This is a genomic window from Acinetobacter sp. CAU_H_29a_1, assembly GCF_058599505.1.
The window spans coordinates 2,784,594-2,802,782 of the sequence record NZ_CM178655.1; the positions used below are offsets into that span (position 1 = coordinate 2,784,594).

The following is an 18,189-nucleotide window of genomic DNA, read 5'->3' on the forward strand; positions in this document are numbered from 1 at the left end:
TATGAATATTTTATCGATTCGAATTAAGAACCTTGCTTCACTTTCTGGCGAACATTTGATTGATTTTGAAAGTGATCCCTTAGCCAGTGCAGGTCTGATTGCCATTGTAGGGAAAACAGGTGCAGGTAAATCCACCATTTTAGATGCCATGTGCTTGGCATTGTTTAACCGTATTCCACGGCTAAAAGACAGTGATGGCAAACTTCAAGATGTCGATGGCTCAGAGCTACTTACCAACTCCCCCTTGACCGTACTGCGTCGTGGCACTGCACATGGCTATGCCGAGCTATGCTTTATTGCACAAGACCAAAAGCGCTATATCGCGCGTTGGGAATTAAAACGTTCACGGGAAAAAGCAGACGGAAAACTGCAAAGTGTGCAGCGCTCTTTAAAATGTGTCACCGATGGTGTTGTGGTTGCGGATAAAGCCAAAGCCGTCGATGAAAATATTAAACGCATCACTCAACTCAGTTTTGAACAATTTACTCGTGCCGTTTTATTGGCCCAATCTGAGGTCACTGTTTTTTTAAAAGCACGGGACAATGAACGCGGCGAATTGCTGGAATATCTGACCAATTCCGCTATTTTTGGGAAAATTGGTCAATTGGCATATGAAAAAACCAAATCTGTCGCCACGCAGCGCAAAGAACTGGAAAATGTACTGGGTCATATTGAACTGTTAACCGATGAACAAGTCACTGCATTATCGACAGAGTTTCAGCAGTGCGACAGGGATTATAAACAGCTTGAAGCTCAAAAGTCGCAATTGGAAAAACAACAACAATGGTTCGAACGCAAACATAAACTCGACAGTGAAATCATTAGCAAACAACAACTCTTCAATACGCAAAGCAAGTTACAACAAGATTTAGCTCCTGAGCGTGAACACTTGGCTCGTTTGGAGATCTTTTCAGAAATTCGTGCTGTAGTATTCCAACAACAACAATTACAGCAAACGGTGCAGCAACTGACGCCCCGTATTCAACAACAGCAACAACTGTTCGATCATTTACAGCTTAAATTTGAAAGTGAAAAAGCCCAATTTACTCAAGCTGAAATAGCAGTGAATGAACTACAACAGTTTGAAAGTACCCATCATGATGCATTGAATGAGGTGCGTAAATGTATTCAAGAACGTGATTTTATTGGGGCTGAGTTTAAGAAAGTTCAGGAAAAATTGCAGGCTTTAGAGCAGTCTAAGCTGCCCCTAACTCAGCAACAACAAAAGCTTGAACAGCTGATTCAACATATTGATCGACAGCAAACCGAGTGTAAGCAGCAACTGGAAAGCTCACAACAGTTTGTAAACTTAGACAAAGGTCTCAGCGCCCATACTCAACAGCTAGAACAGTTCATTCATCAATATCAAAAAATTGAACATCAACTCGGGCCTCGTGCTCAAGCGGAACATCGGCTAGCATCAGAAAAACAACAATTACAGCAGTCGATTCAACAGTTCGGGACGATCGAACAACTTGAAGTCAAAATTGCGCAGACACAACAACAACGTGAGTTGAAAATTAATCAGCTCAGTCAATTCGAGCTGATTCAGCAGAAAATTCAGCAGTTTTTTGACCTACAAGCTGAATCTACAGAACAGCAAGTACTGCTCGACAATGCCAATACACAGCTTCAAGCCGTGCAGCACAATAGCCGACAAGCAGAACAAGCCTTTCAATCTGCCAAAAGTGAACGCATCCAGCTACAACAGGTGTTGCAACAGCAACGACTTTTACATGCTAAAAATATCGAAGATTTACGCTCGGCACTCCAAGACGGCGAACCCTGTTTAGTCTGTGGCAGTACCTCACATCCTTATAAAGTGGAAGATACTGCGCTCTCCAAGGCCCTGTTTGAGCTTCAACAACAGCAGGAGCAACAGGCAACACTGAAAGAACAAAATTGCTTTGATGGCTGGCAATACGCCCAGCAGCAGCTGACTAAACTGAATACTGCAATAGAACAACGGCAAACTTTAATTCAGCAACTTTCTGAAAAAATTAGTACTTTGCAACACGTGTTAATCGAGCACAGTCAAACGACAAATATAGCGCTCGACTTCACCCTAACAGCATCGGAGTTGAAGACTCAGTTCATGCAAATGGCTGAGCAATATCACTCGGATTTGCAACAACTCAAACAACAGTCTGAGCAGTTCCAACACAATATTAAAATCCAGCAACAATGCATCCAAGACATTCAAAAAATTGAACATTTACTACAAACAGCGAACGGTTTGCACAACCAAGTTCAGCATATCGTGCAGTGCTTCTCTGAGGCTGAGAAAACAGCTTGGCAACAGCAGCCCCCCCAAACCGCTCAGCAAATCTTGATACGTCTAAATACCCGTTCACAACAACTGGAACAGTTGGAACAAGGGCGTCAGCAACGCGAACAAACCACGCAACAGTTCAAGACCAATCAACTGAATATCGAAAATACCAGTAGGCACATCGCTGAAACCAACAAGCAGCTCAGTGAGATCAAACAAAGAGGACAGCAAAATACAGAAATAGCCAATCAATTAATCCAACAAATGACAGGCTTAACTGAAATCAAAGCCAATGAGTGGCTCATCCAGCACGATCAACATCGCCAGCAGACGCAAAGCCATTATCAACAGCTGAAACAGCATTTTGAGCAATTGCGCCATCAATTCGAACAGGAAAAAAATCAGCTAGAACAGCTTAAAGCACAGTTGCAGCAGAATCAGACCAGTGCCAATCAAGTAGAAAATACCCTTCAACACTGGCTCAATGCGCACCCTGATTTCCATAAGCCTGATTTAGATGCACTGGCTCAAATTAGCTCGGCTCAGGAACAACACATCCGTCAGAAATTACAGCATGCAGAACGCCTAGTAAATGAAGCACATGCTGCATTGAAAACCATGCAAGAGCAGTTGAGTGAACATCTGGGCCATCAACCTGAAATTGACCCAGCACAGTTACAACAGCAAATGCAGGAGCATCAAACAGCACTGCAAACACAACTTGAAATACGCGATCAGCTCAAACTTAAACTTGAGTTGCATCAGCAAAATGTCGCAAAACAAAAGCAATTTGCAGATCAGATTCAAGCCATACAACAGGAAGAACACCGTTGGGGGAAAATTTCAGGCCTCATGGGAGATGCCACTGGCAAAAAATTCCGTGATTATGCGCAGCAATATAATCTCGATATTTTACTGGAACATGCCAACCAACAGCTCAACCAACTCTCACAGCGTTATACCTTAAAGCGTTTAGAGCATTCGCTGAGTCTAGCTATTATTGATCATGATATGGATGGAGAGACCCGCTCCGTTGCATCACTTTCTGGGGGCGAGTCTTTCCTGACTGCCCTTGCCCTATCTCTTGCCATTGCCAATATGGCCTCAGGGTCAATGAAAATCGAATCTCTATTTATTGATGAAGGCTTTGGAACTTTAGATGCATCGTCCCTGCACATGGTCATGAATGCTCTCGACCAATTACAGAATCAAGGTCGTAAAGTGGTGCTGATTTCACACATCCAAGAAATGCATGAGCGTATTCCTGTGCAAATCCAAGTCAAAGCTTTGGGCGCAGGTGCCAGTACCATTGAGGTAGTGGGATAATTTTAGATTTTTGAAAGTCAAAGTTGGATTTGTTTTAAGACACCATCTCTCAGTTAAAAATAAAGGGAGCATCTTACTTAATGTAAGTGCTCCCTGTGAGATCCAAACGAATGCTTTAATCCGCTGGGAATGCTTTTGGTGGAGGCGCATATTTAGATGCATCTACTGCTTTGTCTGTAGTCGCCACAGACTGTAGCGGGTAAATCACAGTACCAATCACACCTGTATTTTGGATGGAACCATGATCTGAGTTTGCAGCATAGGCATCTTCCGGTCGACTAAAGGTAAAAGATGCCACCGCAGAGTCACTCTTACGGAAGCCTTCAACAATCAACTCCCCCTGTGGACGAAGCACATAACCTGAATTGCTACGTGATGCTGCACGTCCATCAATAACATCTAAACCATCGACACTGGCAACCACTTCAAACGTGCTATTGCTATGGTTTTGGTATTTGAGTTGATAACTTTGTCCATCTTTACCAGATAAATAATACTGCTGACCATCTCGGAATAAAGGCAGTGGACGCTGCGCATCATCTACAATCGAAAAACTGATCTTTCCAGCGGCCAATGACAGACTGTTCACGGCCTTACCCACATATTTTTTGCTGGCATAGCGAACTTGTGATTCAGCAATTGGGCTACTGGATAAGCGTTTTAAATTGACTTCCGTGACGTTTGAACTAATCTCATCACCCCACTTGGTGCCTAATTTTTCACTTTTAGCGACCTGAGCATTCTGAACCGTAGATTCCGCACTCATCTCACTCATTTTGGTATTTGTACTACTACAAGCTGCCACAAATAAGCTCAAAAGCAGGGAGATAAATAAATAGAGTTTTTTCATTTTGGCCTCATCCTAAATGCAATTTTTATCGTTGTCAGGCAATCATTGTTCATCTGTCTAATCTATAGACGGTTCAATTCATGAGTTTAAATTAAGCCTATTTTTTCAGCAGCCTATTAGTTTTATATAATTGTAAGTTAAGCGCTTCTCACTGCCTTTAAGCACAAGATGCCCTATTTAGACTTAATGCTGTGAATAATCTCTCGCTCCGAACAAGGCAGTTCCAACGCGAACCATAGTCGACCCAGCTGCAATCGCATCGACCATATCGCCTGACATGCCCATGCTTAAGGTATCCCAGTCTTCAGGATGTACATGCAGCTCTTTCACTTGGTCAAATAACACTTTCGCGGCCTTAAAGGCTTGGGTATTGTTCGGTGCAGGAATCACCATCAAACCACGCAGCTTGATGTGAGGCAACTGACTGATACTTTTTACCAACTCAGCAACCTCGTCAGGTTGGCAGCCATCTTTGCTGTCTTGAGCATCGATATTGACCTGTAGACAAAGATTTAATGGTGGTTGTGTTATCAGACGCTGCGCCGATAAACGCTCTGCAATAATTAAACGATCAACTCCATGCACCCATGCAAATTTTTCAGCCAAATGTTTGGTTTTATTGCGTTGTACATGCCCAATAAAATGCCATTCGATCTCTAAATCTTGTAGCGCCTCTATCTTCTGCAAAGCCTCTTGTAGGTAGTTCTCACCAAAGGCGCGTTGACCACAAGCGTACATGTCTCGTAACACTTCGCTCGGATGTGTTTTAGAAACCGCCAAAAGTTCTACAGACTCCACGTCACGCCCTGAAATTTCGCAGGCCTGTTTAATTTGGGATAACACGTATTGACGTGAATTTTGCAAGATATTCATTGACGAGGGTCTCATTTCGGTCATCTTTTTTGCTTTGCCTTTCAACAAACTGTTGGTTAAGTTGATTGAAAGCCTTATTATTCTATCAAAATAATTAGCATTTAAATGAACTCGGGGAAATAATGGATATCACAGAATTACTAGCCTTTTCGGCTAAGAACGGGGCATCAGATTTACACTTATCTGCAGGTATGCCACCGATGATTCGTGTCGATGGTGAAGTTCGTCGTATCAATTTACCAGCTTTAGAACACAAAGAAGTGCACAAATTGGTGTATGACATCATGAATGACAAACAACGTCGTGATTTCGAAGAAAAATTAGAAACGGACTTTTCCTTTGAAGTTCCAAGCATTGCTCGCTTTCGTGTGAACGCATTCAACCAAAACCGCGGTGCAGGTGCAGTATTCCGTACCATTCCGTCTAAAGTCCTGACCATGGAAGACTTAGGTTTAGGACAAACCTTCAAAGAGTTATGTGAATTGCCACGTGGTTTAGTTTTAGTGACGGGGCCTACCGGTTCTGGTAAATCTACCACATTGGCGGCAATGATCGATTATATTAACGATAACCGCTATGACCATATCTTAACGGTTGAAGACCCAATCGAATTTGTACACCAGTCAAAAAAATGCTTGATCAACCAACGTGAAGTGCACCGTGATACACATGGTTTTAACGAAGCACTGCGTTCAGCACTACGTGAAGACCCCGATATTATCCTCGTGGGTGAGATGCGTGACCTTGAAACTATTCGTTTGGCGCTCACAGCAGCAGAAACGGGTCACTTGGTCTTCGGTACACTACATACCACCTCTGCGGCAAAAACCATTGACCGTGTGATTGACGTATTCCCTGCTGAAGAAAAAGACATGGTTCGTGCCATGTTATCTGAATCGCTACAAGCCGTAATTTCTCAAACCCTACTCAAGAAAAATGGCGGTGGCCGTGTTGCCGCGCATGAAATCATGATTGGTATTCCTGCCATTCGTAACTTAATTCGTGAAAACAAAGTGGCACAGATGTATTCTGCTATTCAGACTGGTGCAAACTACGGTATGACCACACTGGATCAAAGTTTGAAAAACTTGGTCACCAAAGGGGTGATCAGCCCACAGACTGCGCGTACAGCTGCCAAGCAACCTGAAACCTTCTTATAAGAAAACAATGGATTTGGGGTATAGATATGGACTTTAACGACTTACTCAATTATATGATTCAACAAAAAGCGTCGGATTTATTTATCACCGCTGATGTTGAACCTTCCATGAAAATTAACGGTCAAATTGTGCCTGTGGCTAAGGGTAAGCTGACGGGTGATGTCGCGGGGCAACTGCTCAACTCGATTATGAGTGACAAGCAGCGTAAAGAATTTGCGGACACACGTGAGTGCAACTTCGCGATTATGAATCGGGATAAAACTGCACGTTTTCGTGTCAGTGCCTTTCAACAGCGTGATATGCCAGGTATGGTTTTGCGTCGGATTGAGACGCAAATTCCAACCATGGACGAGTTAAAACTCCCGCCTGTGCTCAAAGAGTTGGCCATGACCAAACGTGGCATCATCATCTTTGTGGGTGCAACAGGTACGGGTAAATCGACCTCTTTGGCTTCGATCATTGGTTACCGTAACCAAAACTCGAAAGGCCATATCATTACCATTGAAGACCCAATTGAATTTATTCATGAGCATGCAGGCTGTATCATTACCCAGCGTGAAGTGGGCATTGATACGGACTCTTTTGAAATCGCGCTGAAAAACACCTTACGTCAGGCACCCGATGTGATCCTGATTGGTGAGATTCGTTCCCGTGAAACCATGGATTATGCGATTGCCTTTGCTGAAACAGGTCACTTGGTATTTGCAACGCTACACGCCAACAACGCCAACCAAGCCATCGACCGTATTATTCACTTTTTTGAAGCAGACCGTCATAGCCAATTGTTTATGGACTTGTCTTTAAACCTTAAAGCGATGGTTGCTCAGCAATTGATTCCAACACCAGACGGTAATTCACGTCGCGCTGCGATTGAGATTTTGATTAACTCACCGTTAATTTCCGATTTGATCCGTAAAGGTGAAATCCATGAAATTAAAGACCTGATGAAGCGTTCTCGTGAACTCGGTATGCAAACCTTTGACCAAGGGCAGAGTAAAACTTGAAGTGCGACATAAACCACCTAATTAATTTAAAGGGTTTATGGAGTATATAAAATTGTCATACCATCATCTTAACTTTGAAGATCGTACTGCATTAATGCTTGAGTCAAGAAAAGAAGGCTTTTCACCAAGAAAATTTGCTGAACTCATTAAAAGACATCCGAGTACGATCTATCGTGAGCTTAAAAGAAATAGCATCAATGACGTTTATCAAGCTCAATATGCTTCTGATAACACCTTCGCTAGACGTAGACGCGGTCACAGAAAACTCAAAATCGATTCAATCCTCTGGAAATTTATTGTTGAAGCGATCCGTTGTTTATGGTCTCCTCAGCAAATAGCAAAGCGTTTAAAGACATTTCCTGATTTGGATCAAACAATGAATGTAAGCCATACAACGATTTATTCAACGATACGAGCATTACCAAAGGGTGAGTTGAAAAAAGACTTATTATCCTGTCTGCGTCATGAAAATAAAAAGCGAAAAGCTAACGGTGAACCTAAAAAAGATTCTATATTACAGGATATTAAAACTATTCATGAGCGCCCAGCCGAAGTTCAAGAAAGAAAAATACCGGGTCATTGGGAAGCTGATTTAATTAAAGGTAAAGACAATAAAAGTTCGATAGCAACACTTATTGAACGAAATACACGGCTCTGTATCTTGGCAACATTACCTGATGCAAAGGCAGAATCAGTGCGCAAGGCTTTAACTGAAGCTCTGAAATATTTACCTGCAGAACTGCGTAAAACGTTGACCTATGACCGTGGACGCGAGATGGCAGAACATAAAATACTTGAAGAAGATTTAGGCATAGATGTATATTTCTGTGACCCACATTCACCCTGGCAAAAAGGCACATGCGAAAATATGAATGGTTTAATTAGGCAATATTTACCTAAAGGGATTGATTTAAATCAGGCAGATCAGCATTATTTAAATCAAGTTGCCATGTCACTGAATACTCGTCCTAGAAAAGCGTTAGATTGGCTTACACCATTAGAGAAATTTGCTCAGCTTGTTGATTATCATAAGACTTTTCAAACTGTCGCACCTCATGTTTGAATTCGCCAAGCCTTATTCGATTTGTACAAAGCTAAGCAGATTACCTATAAAGATGCGCTGAAACACGCCGACTCTCCAAACGACTTACGCTTACAAATCAAGTTGTCCGAAGAAGGCGGTGATCGTCTATTGCATGCCAGTGCAAATATTACGTTTGACGGACAAGCTTAAGCATTTCTTTAAACAATAAAAAAGGGCTTCTCATGAAGCCCTTTTTTAGATCTAAGTTATTACTTTTTACGAAGTGCTTCTTGGCACTCAGCAGCATCACAATAACCATATAGGTTGAGTGAGTGACCTGTTAAAGTAAAACCATGCTTTTCAGCGACTTCGTGCTGCTCATGCTCAATCACTTCGTTGCTAAATTCAACCACTTTGTTGCAGTTTTGACAAACGATATGATCATGATGATCGTCTTGCATGATTTCGAAAACAGAATGGTTATTTTCAAAGTGATGGCGCTGAATAATACCCGCTGCTTCAAACTGCGTTAACACGCGGTAAACAGTTGCTAAACCGACATCTTCACCTTGTTCAAGTAAAGTCTTATAAATATCTTCCGCACTTAAATGGTGTTGCTTTGAATTTTCTAATAGTTCTAATATTTTAATTCGTGGAAGTGTAACTTTAAGTCCAGCTTTGCGTAGATCTTGATTTGAAATTGGCATGTAAAAAGGTCTCTCAACAAATTTAAAGTTAGAATATGCAACAAAGTGTAGATGCAGTATGATCTATCCGTGGCTCAATTGCATCATAATTAATTTGGGATAGTGTAGCAAAATGCAAAAAATCATGTTGGCGTTATTCGTCACTTCACTGCTCGCAGGCTGTTCGACCTTGGGCGTTTATAAAGTTGATATTCCTCAAGGTACGCCATTAACTCAAGCACAAGCGTCAAAAATACAAGTTGGCATGAGCCATCAACAAGTTCGCTTTTTGCTTGGCAGCCCGACAGTTTCAGATCCAATGAATCCGCTACGTTGGGACTACATCTACAATTATACCCCAGGAACGTATGCTAAAAAAGCCAAGATTCCTGCTGCACAAGGTCAACACCTGAAAGTCTATTTCGACCCAAACGGTATTGTGCAAAAAATTGAAGGCTTAGAAACCATTCCTGCATCTCAGCCGGGCTTACCAGCATCGAAAGAAGCGATTCTAAACGCGCCCCCACTATAAAGCCTTATTCTAAAAAAGAAACCCCTCAACTGAGGGGTTTTTCATATCATTTCGATTGTTTTAAGCGATTGCCTTTTGCAAAGCGACCCACAGGATTATTTTGTGCACGTATCCTTCGAATATCTTTAGGATTAATGCTCAAAGGGCGATAAATTTCAACACGATCCCCTGCCTGTAAAACCTGTTGAAGGTCTTTCAATCGGACACCAAAGATGCCCAATTGTAAAGGCTCAGGCAATTCAACCTGCGAGCCTATACCACTCAGTTGAATCGCATCTTGTGCCGTCATTCCCTCAGAAAACGGCACACTAATATGAAACTGCTGGTCTGCTGTTGCATAAGCAACCCAGACTTGTTGAAGCATGCGCATTAAATCAGTTTTCCAAGTACGGCTACAATTGCCAATACGATAGAAACAGGTAATACCACACGCACGGCAATGCGCCAAATATTATAAAAAGCTTCATTACTAAAGTTCATCGACTTACGTAAATGGCTAATTTTCATAATCCAACCAGCAAAAATGGCATAAATCAAACAAATCACTAAGCCCCACAGCATCAGTAAGATGTTAAAAATCGGGCCAGTGGCTGGAATCAACCACACCAACGTTGCAGCCAGCAGCACGAGCCACTGAATCACAATATTTAATTGGCGCTGTGCCAACTGCTCACGTGCCATCTGTAACAGCACGGCTGCCGCTGCAACCGCAGTTAAAGCAATCGCATACGCAGGTAATGCCGCTTGGACTGCAACAAATGCAAAAGCAACTACCGCCAAAATTTGTGCAATCCAAATCGGTAAAACAGTCTTGCTTGCAGCATCTTGCTGCTGAACTTGTACCAAACTATTTTGCCAGTACAGGCCGAGTCCTAAACCACTTGCCACCAAAGCCAATACCGTTGCACTGCCCCATTCTGAAAATTCAACCGGTGTCACTTGCCACTCAGCGGTTCCTGTACCAAAAAGGTTTGCAAGCACTAAGGAGATCAGCACACCGACCGCCATTAACGCTAAGGTCAACAGACGTGGGGCAAAAGACAACGCGATGGCAACCACAGCCAAAGCAATAAAGATCACGGACGATGTCATATCGGCCAATGCATATTGATTTAATAGTTGCGCAGCATTAGACAACATGCCGCCCGCTAAAAAAGGAATAAAAACGACAGCAAGCCATCCCACAAGACGCCACGTCTGTGAAGCATCGGCATCACGTGTCAAACTCGACAAAGCATTCAATGCCGTGGTTTTTGAACGCTTGGCTAAGGCAATTTCTAAGTAACACACAGGTAAAGCCAAGATCACCATGGTCACTAACCAAAGTAACCAAAAGTCGAGCTGACGTTCAACCTGAATTCCCACCAAGGGTGCAAGTGTGGCAATGATAATAAATGATAAACAAAATGCCATCAGCGGCGATAACCATCGTGACAGAGCATTGTCTTGCATGATGCGTTCCTTCAATAAGTCTTGCGCTATTTTGCCTTGCTCGCTTATGAAAATCAAAAACAAAAAGCAAACCATCAAAACTGATGATTTGCTGCGCTAAATATAATTAAAATTTATTGTTTTTATCCCTCGTTTGGCTCACTTATGAAAAGAAACGAGCAAACCAATTTTTCCCTTTTTTCTTTTCTTTTTCTTTGATAATGCCCATCATATTTTCTTTTACGGCACCGACATAATCTGCATCATCATGCTGGATATGGTTAATCAGCCATTTCGACAACACTTCATGCAGTTCAGCTTCGATTGAATGACCCAACTCAAAACGGTCACGATAAGATTCAATTTTTTTAATAAATAAATCATGTACACGTTTGTGCGGTACAGGATATTTATAACCCGCTTCTTCTTGGAGAGACTCTTCAAAAGTAAAGTGAGACTGTGTGTAATCAATAATATTTTCTAAAATCTGTTTCACGCGTTCACGGTCAGTATTAACATCAATCGCATCAATTTCATTGATATAATCAAGAATACGACGGTGTTGATCGTCAATCACATCGATACCAGTATTATATTCTGGAACCCACTTCATTATCATTCCGACCACCCAATAAAAATTAATAGATTAATTACATGAATTAATCATATCGATTAGAATTAAAAATAAAAGTGAATCAAATTGGTTGGTTTTATAGTATTTTCATTAAATTAAACTTAAGTGTCTATTTTAAATAAGCAAATAAATTTAAACCCGACCAAAAGAATCAGTTATTATTTAATCGATTTTATTATTTTATAAGTATGTATCAAAATAAAAGCATGTTTTATTTTATTATCAACATGCTTTTATATTCTAATCATTTTGAAATAAATTAATATTGATCTGCTTTAGTAACGCGTTTTAAAGACGGATCTTTGGCTTCTCGGATTAAACGTTCCACATGGGTCATTTGGTGGCGGATCGCTTTGCCATATTGAAATAAAATCATTTCCCCTGGTGCAAAGGCTGTCCACGCTTCATTTTGAGTCAACGGTTCGGTAGTAATCACGGCCACGCGATCCTCTGCGGTAGTCACTTGACTAAAATCGACTTCAACATCAATGTCGATCAGCTGCGCAGGTTTAAATGGGTACTCACGCACCAACCAATGCAGTTTGGTAATGGCATAACTAAACAAGGCTTGTCCATTCGATAAACAAAAATTGAACGTGCCATGCTCCGCAATCCGTGGAGAAATATCCGTTAATAAATCAAAAACTTGATCTAGACTTGGCTCGATATAGCCAAACTTGTTCACCAGCTGATCAAGTAAATAGCAAAATGCACGTTCACTGTCGGTATTACCCACTGGGGTAAAGCGTCCTGAAAGTACAGGATCAAAGTCATGCAAATCGCCATTATGGGCAAAAATCCACTGTCGTCCCCATAACTCACGACTAAATGGGTGTGAGTTTTCTAAGTTAATTTTTCCCTGCGTCGCTTTGCGGATATGTGCAATCACATTGCGTGATTTGATTGGATAATTACGAATTAATTCAGCAATCGGTGACTCAACTGCAGATTGATTGTCAACGAATAAACGGCAAGCTTTATCCTCAAAAAAAGCAATCCCGAAACCGTCACAATGGTCTGAAGTAATCCCCGCGCGCTGTGAAAAGCCTCGAAATGAAAAGGTAATATCAGTCGGTGTTGCACAATTCATTCCGAGCAGTTGGCACATAATCTTGATCTTATTTAAACATATTTATTTATGATGGTTTTATTGTGCATGAGTCCTGACTGGCTTGCAATTCACAATGCTTCATAACCCGAACACATTCACGCATAAAACTATTTTTATAAAATGCATCGGCCTAAAAAAAGCCTCCGAAGAGGCTTTTTTAAAATGCTAGTGTTTATTACTGCGATTGGTAATTAATGTACCGACACCATGATCGGTGAAAATCTCCAACAACGTTGCATGTGGCACACGACCATCCACAATATGCGCGCTTACCACACCGCCTTTCACCGCATCTAGAGCACAACCTACTTTCGGAATCATCCCGCCATAAATCACGCCCGTTTCAATGAGACGGTCAACTTCTTGGGTGGTTAGACCCGTGAGCAGGTTTTTATTTTCATCTAAAACACCTGAAATATTGGTCAACAAAATCAGCTTTTCAGCACCTAAAGCTTCAGCCACTTTTCCAGCCACCAAATCCGCGTTGATGTTATAGGTGTTGCCCTCTTCATCCACACCTAAGGGTGCAATCACAGGAATAAAATCACCACTGGTAAACATTTCCAATACATCAGTTTTAACACTGGTCACTTCGCCCACTAGGCCTAGATCAATTTTTTGTACCGTGCCATCTTCCGCAGTTTTTTCCATCAGTAACTTTTGTGCACGCAGTAAATTACCATCTTTACCCGTTAAACCAATGGCACGACCGCCATGTTGGTTAATCAAGTTCACGATGGATTTATTCACACTACCACCCAACACCATTTCAACCACTTCCATGGTCGCTGGATCGGTCACACGCATGCCATCAATACGATCCGACTCACGCCCCAATTGCTTTAAAAACGAATCCACTTGTGGACCGCCGCCATGCACCACGATTGGATTTAAACCGACGGTTTTTAACAAAACGATGTCACGTGCAAACGAGCTCTCAAGCTCAGGATCGGTCATTGCATTGCCACCATATTTCACTACTAGCGTTTTTCCAGCAAAACGTTGAATGTACGGCAAAGCTTCAGTCAGGACTTGTGCTTTGTCGAGGCCAGTATGTTGATGTGGCATGTGCCTCTCCTTAATGGGCGTCTAATAGGTCTTGTGCAATCTGCGGATAATCTGCCGTCAGCATGTGCACAAAGTTATGGCGAATTTGATGGAGCCGCTGATCACTGTCCGCGTCGAAACGTACGGTAAAATACTCGCCCGTATTCGATGCTCGAATAATGCCAAATCCATCCTCAAAATCAAGTCTTACGCCATCAATTTTACTCATTTCCGCTTGAAAGTGCTGACTTTGTTTTTCCACATTCGCTAAAACCAGCGCGGGTGAAATCTGATGGGTGCTAATATAAATATCCTCTGTACTGGCACGTTCTGGGTAGTCTGCCAGTGCTTCCGACAAAGTACATTGCTTCAAGCTTAAGTATTCCAACACACGTAGTGCGGCATATAAACCGTCGTCATAACCAAAACCACGACCATCATTAAACACATAATGCCCTGCATATTCACCGCCAAAAACTGCATGCCCTTCTGATTGCGCCAAATATTTCCGCAAAAAAGAACTGCCTGTGCGAATCATTTTTGGAATACCCTGATGGGCCAGTACTGTATTTCGAACCATGGTGGAACATTTCACATCAAAAACCACTTCATGCTCAGGATGATCGGCCAAACACATATGCGCAAACAAGGACAATAAGCGGTCTGCTGAAATGATTACGCCCTTTTCATCAATCAATACAACACGGTCACCATCACCATCAAAGGCAATACCGATATCGGCATGCTGCTGTTGCACGGCATTTCGTAGCAGATTTAGATGTTTGGCTTGAGAGGGATCGGGGGCATGTTCAGGAAATTCGCCATTGGCCTCACAGCGTAAAGCATACACCTCAGAGCCGAGTTTCTTTAAGATCAAGACGGCACAACGTCCTGCTGAGCCATATAAACCATCCACCACAACTTTATAGGGTCGCGGTTGAGGCATGAGCTGTATATCATTGAGCAATGCCCCCTGATAAGCCAGACAATATTCAGGCACGATCTGATGTGGCAACGTTTGCCAGTTCATCTCTGCATGGCTGTCAAAATATTCATTTGCATCGCGTGCCACCTGTTGGATTGCCTCAGGTAAAGGAGGCTCACCCTGCATAATCCATTTGATCCCATTATCCGACTTCGGATTGTGGCTGGCTGTCACCATAATGCCATTGCCATCAAACTGGCGTGCCGTGTAATACAACACAGGACTAGCACAACATCCGATGATTTGCGCATCTAAGCCCTGTTTAAGACATTCTTTGTAAATAATTTCTGCAAAAGCAGGACTGCTTTGTCTAGCATCATAACCAATGGCTAAACGTGTCTGCCCAGTCTTTAAATATTGAGTTGCGAGCGCTTGTGCAATGGCACGAATCAGCTCAGCACTCATGACATCCAATTTGCCACGGATGTCATAGGCACGAAATATATGTGCAGGAAATTTTGGCTGAAAATCCATAGGTCTAACTTCTAATTTATTCAGATCAACAGCTCTTTCAGCTGTCCTTGTTGTTATGCTTAACGCTGCGTTTAATTTTACTAAGGATTCAAAAAAGAGTTGTAACTTTTTATGAACTAAAAATGATCATTCAGCAGTAAAACAACAAAGCCTCTTTCATGGAGAGGCTTTGTTGTTTTACTTTATCACTGAGAGATTAGTTTTGACCAGTATGTCCAAAACCACCTGCACCACGTTCTGTCGCTTCAAATTCATTTACAATATCAAACTGTGCTTGAATCACAGGTACGAGTACATACTGTGCAAGACGTTCACCTGGTTCTAAACTGAAAGCTGTTTGGCTACGGTTCCAAACTGACACCATCAATTCACCTTGATAGTCCGAATCAATTAAACCCACCAAGTTACCCAAAACAATGCCGTGCTTATGACCTAAACCTGAACGCGGTAAAATTAAACCTGCAAAGTGTGGATCTTCAATATAAATAGATAAACCCGTTTTGACCAAAACAGTTTGTCCCGGTTCAATGACGGTCGCAGCATCGACACATGCACGAAGGTCTAAGCCTGCTGAACCCGTTGTCGCATAAGTTGGCATTGGCCATTCATTGCCTAAACGTGAATCCAACACTTTAACCTGAACTTTCATTCTCTTTTTCCTAGTACAATAAATTTCTAAAACAAAAAATAATTAGCGCTTAATCAACGCACGTAAATTGTCTAAATAATGCTGTGCTTGTAATTTCGGATCGACATTGCCCGCCAGTTTCTTTTTACGCCCCAACCATTCCAACTCATCTTGCGGTAACTCATCCAAGAAGCGACTTGGTGTCATTTGCTTCATTTGACCGCCTGCCTTACGTTGTTCTGCAAGCGTGATGGTTAAACCCTGACGCGCACGGGTAATGCCCACATACATCAGGCGACGCTCTTCCTCAACCGTATCTGCGGCAATCGAGTTTTTATGCGGCAGCAATTCTTCTTCAAGACCAATCAGATAGACATATGGAAACTCAAGCCCTTTGGATGCATGCAGCGTGAGCAGGTTTACTTTGTCAGTGTCTTCTTCTTCTTGCTGCTGCTCTAACATATCCAGCAACACCATTTTACGAATTACACTTTCAATGTTTTTCTCATCAACATCTTCAGCACGGTTAATCAAACTTTGAATACTGCTATACAGCACTTCAATATTATCCAGCTTGGTTTTTTCCTGCGCAGGCGTCGCCGCAGACTCTTTGACATAGTCGATATAACCCGCTTCAACCATCATCTTGCGAATAATTGGTACAGGTTCATCATCTTCAAGCAACTCCCGCGTGAAGGTGGTAATGAAGTCTGCAAACTCAGCCAACTGTGTGGTGGCTTTTTTAGGAATCACCATGGTGAGACGCTGATCACCCGCCGCAGAGAGCAAAGACAAATGATTTTCTTGTGCAAACAGACCCAGCTTTTCTAAAGTCACAGGCCCAATGGCACGTTTAGGTGTATTGATAATCCGTAAAAATGCACTGTCATCTTCAGGGTTAATAATGACGCGCAAATAGCTCATCACGTCTTTGATTTCAGCTCGTCCGAAGAACGACTGACCGCCTGATAATTTGTACGGAATCTGCATTTGACGCAGTTGTGTTTCCAATGCACGTGCTTGGAAGTTACCCCGATACAAAATGGCGTAATCTTTCCAATTTTTACCATTCATCAGTTTATGGGTAATTAAGTCTTTCACCACGCGTTCTGACTCATCGTCATCATTGCGGCACGTAATCACTCGAATTACTTCACCATGGCCTTTATCTGACCACAGTTTTTTATCAAAAATATGCGGATTGTTACCAATCACGGTATTGGCCGCTTTCAAAATACGACTGGTCGAACGATAGTTCTGTTCGAGTTTAATCACTTTTAAATTGTGAAAATCCTCATTCAGCAAAGCCATATTTTCAGGCTTGGCACCACGCCATGCGTAGATCGATTGATCATCATCACCCACCGCTGTGAACTGTCCCATCACCCCGACCAGCAATTTCACCAAAATATACTGTGCGGTGTTGGTGTCTTGATACTCATCGACCAATAAATAGCGAATGCGATTTTGCCAGCGCTCACGTACTTCTGCATTTTCTTGTAAAAGACGCGTCGGCATCACGATCAGGTCATCAAAATCGACCGCATTATAGGCACGTAAATTACGCTCATACAGTTGATACAAGTGCGCAAACTGAACATCTTCTGCGGTTTCACAGGTGGTGTGTGCTTGCTCAGGTGGAATCAGATCGTTTTTCCAATCTGAAATCATCTTCATGGCTTTGGCAATCAGCTCTTTACTTTCCGCACCGGATAAATTGTCACGGTGCATCAAGTCCATCAAAATACGCTTACAGTCGTCCGCATCTAAAATAGAAAAATTATTTTTTAATGGTGTGTGTTTCAGTTCTAAACGCAGCATGTTTAGGCCAAAGGTGTGGAAGGTCGAGACTGAAAGCCCCTTTGCCTCTTCACGTGACAGCAACTTGGTAACACGTTCTTTCATTTCACGTGCTGCTTTGTTGGTAAACGTCATCGCGGTAATACGATAAGCAGGAATGCCGCAGTGTTTCACCAAGTAGGCAATCTTACGGGTAATCACCGAAGTTTTACCTGAACCAGCCCCTGCAAGTACTAACAAGGGTCCTTGAGTATATTTCATGGCTTCAAGTTGCTTGTCATTTAACTGACTTGCCAGTGACATAGTCTTTCCTCTATTTCATTCCGAGCTCGATTATAGTCATCTCCGCTAC

Annotated in this window: 15 protein-coding genes and 2 pseudogenes; 6 read left to right on the forward strand and 11 right to left on the reverse strand. The window is 42.3% G+C overall.

The window, feature by feature from the left end; translation table 11 throughout:
* Window position 1: 1 nt before the first annotated feature.
* On the forward strand, window positions 2–3,598 hold the full coding sequence (locus tag AC4MDD_RS14050; protein WP_491881902.1) for an AAA family ATPase: 3,597 nt from the start codon (window positions 2–4) through the stop codon (window positions 3,596–3,598).
* Between the two features lie 115 nt (window positions 3,599–3,713).
* Here AC4MDD_RS14050 and AC4MDD_RS14055 read toward each other — a convergent pair whose 3' ends face one another.
* A complete protein-coding gene (locus AC4MDD_RS14055) occupies window positions 3,714–4,448 on the reverse strand; it encodes a hypothetical protein (protein ID WP_279691566.1) in 735 nt (244 codons plus the stop codon).
* 183 nt (window positions 4,449–4,631) lie between these two features.
* Window positions 4,632–5,321 (reverse strand): YggS family pyridoxal phosphate-dependent enzyme, encoded by a 690-nt coding sequence (locus AC4MDD_RS14060; RefSeq protein WP_491881903.1) that lies wholly within the window; start codon window positions 5,319–5,321, stop codon window positions 4,632–4,634.
* Window positions 5,322–5,443: 122 nt separating this feature from the next.
* On the opposite strand from AC4MDD_RS14060, the gene AC4MDD_RS14065 reads away from it, so the two are divergent.
* The 4 genes and pseudogenes from AC4MDD_RS14065 to AC4MDD_RS14080 form a co-directional block, all read left to right on the forward strand.
* Entirely contained in the window at window positions 5,444–6,481 is a 1,038-nt protein-coding gene (locus AC4MDD_RS14065) for a type IV pilus twitching motility protein PilT (RefSeq protein ID WP_004694862.1), read from the forward strand.
* 26 nt (window positions 6,482–6,507) lie between these two features.
* A pseudogene (locus tag AC4MDD_RS14070) lies at window positions 6,508–7,467 on the forward strand (PilT/PilU family type 4a pilus ATPase); the annotation flags it as partial.
* A gap of 55 nt (window positions 7,468–7,522) precedes the next feature.
* Complete coding sequence (locus tag AC4MDD_RS14075) at window positions 7,523–8,548, forward strand: IS30-like element ISAba125 family transposase (RefSeq protein ID WP_171479084.1); 1,026 nt, start codon at window positions 7,523–7,525, stop codon at window positions 8,546–8,548.
* 6 nt (window positions 8,549–8,554) lie between these two features.
* A pseudogene (locus AC4MDD_RS14080) lies at window positions 8,555–8,719 on the forward strand (type IV pili twitching motility protein PilT); the annotation flags it as partial.
* 59 nt (window positions 8,720–8,778) lie between these two features.
* Here AC4MDD_RS14080 and fur read toward each other — a convergent pair.
* Complete coding sequence (gene fur, locus AC4MDD_RS14085; RefSeq protein ID WP_004694866.1) at window positions 8,779–9,216, reverse strand: ferric iron uptake transcriptional regulator; 438 nt, start codon at window positions 9,214–9,216, stop codon at window positions 8,779–8,781.
* 112 nt (window positions 9,217–9,328) lie between these two features.
* Between fur and AC4MDD_RS14090 the strand changes: the two genes are divergently transcribed.
* Window positions 9,329–9,727, forward strand: a complete 399-nt coding sequence (locus AC4MDD_RS14090) for an outer membrane protein assembly factor BamE (protein WP_004694868.1) — start codon at window positions 9,329–9,331, stop codon at window positions 9,725–9,727.
* 46 nt (window positions 9,728–9,773) lie between these two features.
* Here the strand turns inward: AC4MDD_RS14090 and AC4MDD_RS14095 are convergent, their stop codons facing one another.
* From AC4MDD_RS14095 to AC4MDD_RS14130, 8 genes are all read right to left on the reverse strand, one after another.
* On the reverse strand, window positions 9,774–10,097 hold the full coding sequence (locus AC4MDD_RS14095) for an RnfH family protein (protein WP_010326018.1): 324 nt from the start codon (window positions 10,095–10,097) through the stop codon (window positions 9,774–9,776).
* Window positions 10,097–11,179: a hypothetical protein gene (locus AC4MDD_RS14100; protein ID WP_491881904.1), complete on the reverse strand. Its 1,083-nt coding sequence runs from the start codon at window positions 11,177–11,179 to the stop codon at window positions 10,097–10,099. Before AC4MDD_RS14100 ends, AC4MDD_RS14095 begins: the two co-directional genes overlap by 1 nt.
* A gap of 142 nt (window positions 11,180–11,321) precedes the next feature.
* Window positions 11,322–11,777: a bacteriohemerythrin gene (locus tag AC4MDD_RS14105; RefSeq protein WP_491881905.1), complete on the reverse strand. Its 456-nt coding sequence runs from the start codon at window positions 11,775–11,777 to the stop codon at window positions 11,322–11,324.
* A 274-nt stretch (window positions 11,778–12,051) separates the two neighbouring features.
* On the reverse strand, window positions 12,052–12,900 hold the full coding sequence (locus tag AC4MDD_RS14110) for a class II glutamine amidotransferase (protein ID WP_010326014.1): 849 nt from the start codon (window positions 12,898–12,900) through the stop codon (window positions 12,052–12,054).
* Between the two features lie 168 nt (window positions 12,901–13,068).
* Window positions 13,069–13,971, reverse strand: coding sequence for an acetylglutamate kinase (gene argB / locus AC4MDD_RS14115; protein ID WP_004984290.1), 903 nt, complete (start codon window positions 13,969–13,971; stop codon window positions 13,069–13,071).
* A 10-nt stretch (window positions 13,972–13,981) separates the two neighbouring features.
* The gene (locus tag AC4MDD_RS14120) at window positions 13,982–15,409 is read right to left on the reverse strand and encodes a phosphomannomutase/phosphoglucomutase (protein WP_491881906.1); all 1,428 of its coding nucleotides are present in this window, start codon (window positions 15,407–15,409) and stop codon (window positions 13,982–13,984) included.
* Window positions 15,410–15,605: 196 nt separating this feature from the next.
* Window positions 15,606–16,058 (reverse strand): dUTP diphosphatase, encoded by a 453-nt coding sequence (dut, locus tag AC4MDD_RS14125; RefSeq protein ID WP_004694889.1) that lies wholly within the window; start codon window positions 16,056–16,058, stop codon window positions 15,606–15,608.
* Window positions 16,059–16,100: 42 nt separating this feature from the next.
* On the reverse strand, window positions 16,101–18,140 hold the full coding sequence (locus AC4MDD_RS14130) for a UvrD-helicase domain-containing protein (RefSeq protein ID WP_004694892.1): 2,040 nt from the start codon (window positions 18,138–18,140) through the stop codon (window positions 16,101–16,103).
* Window positions 18,141–18,189: the final 49 nt, after the last annotated feature.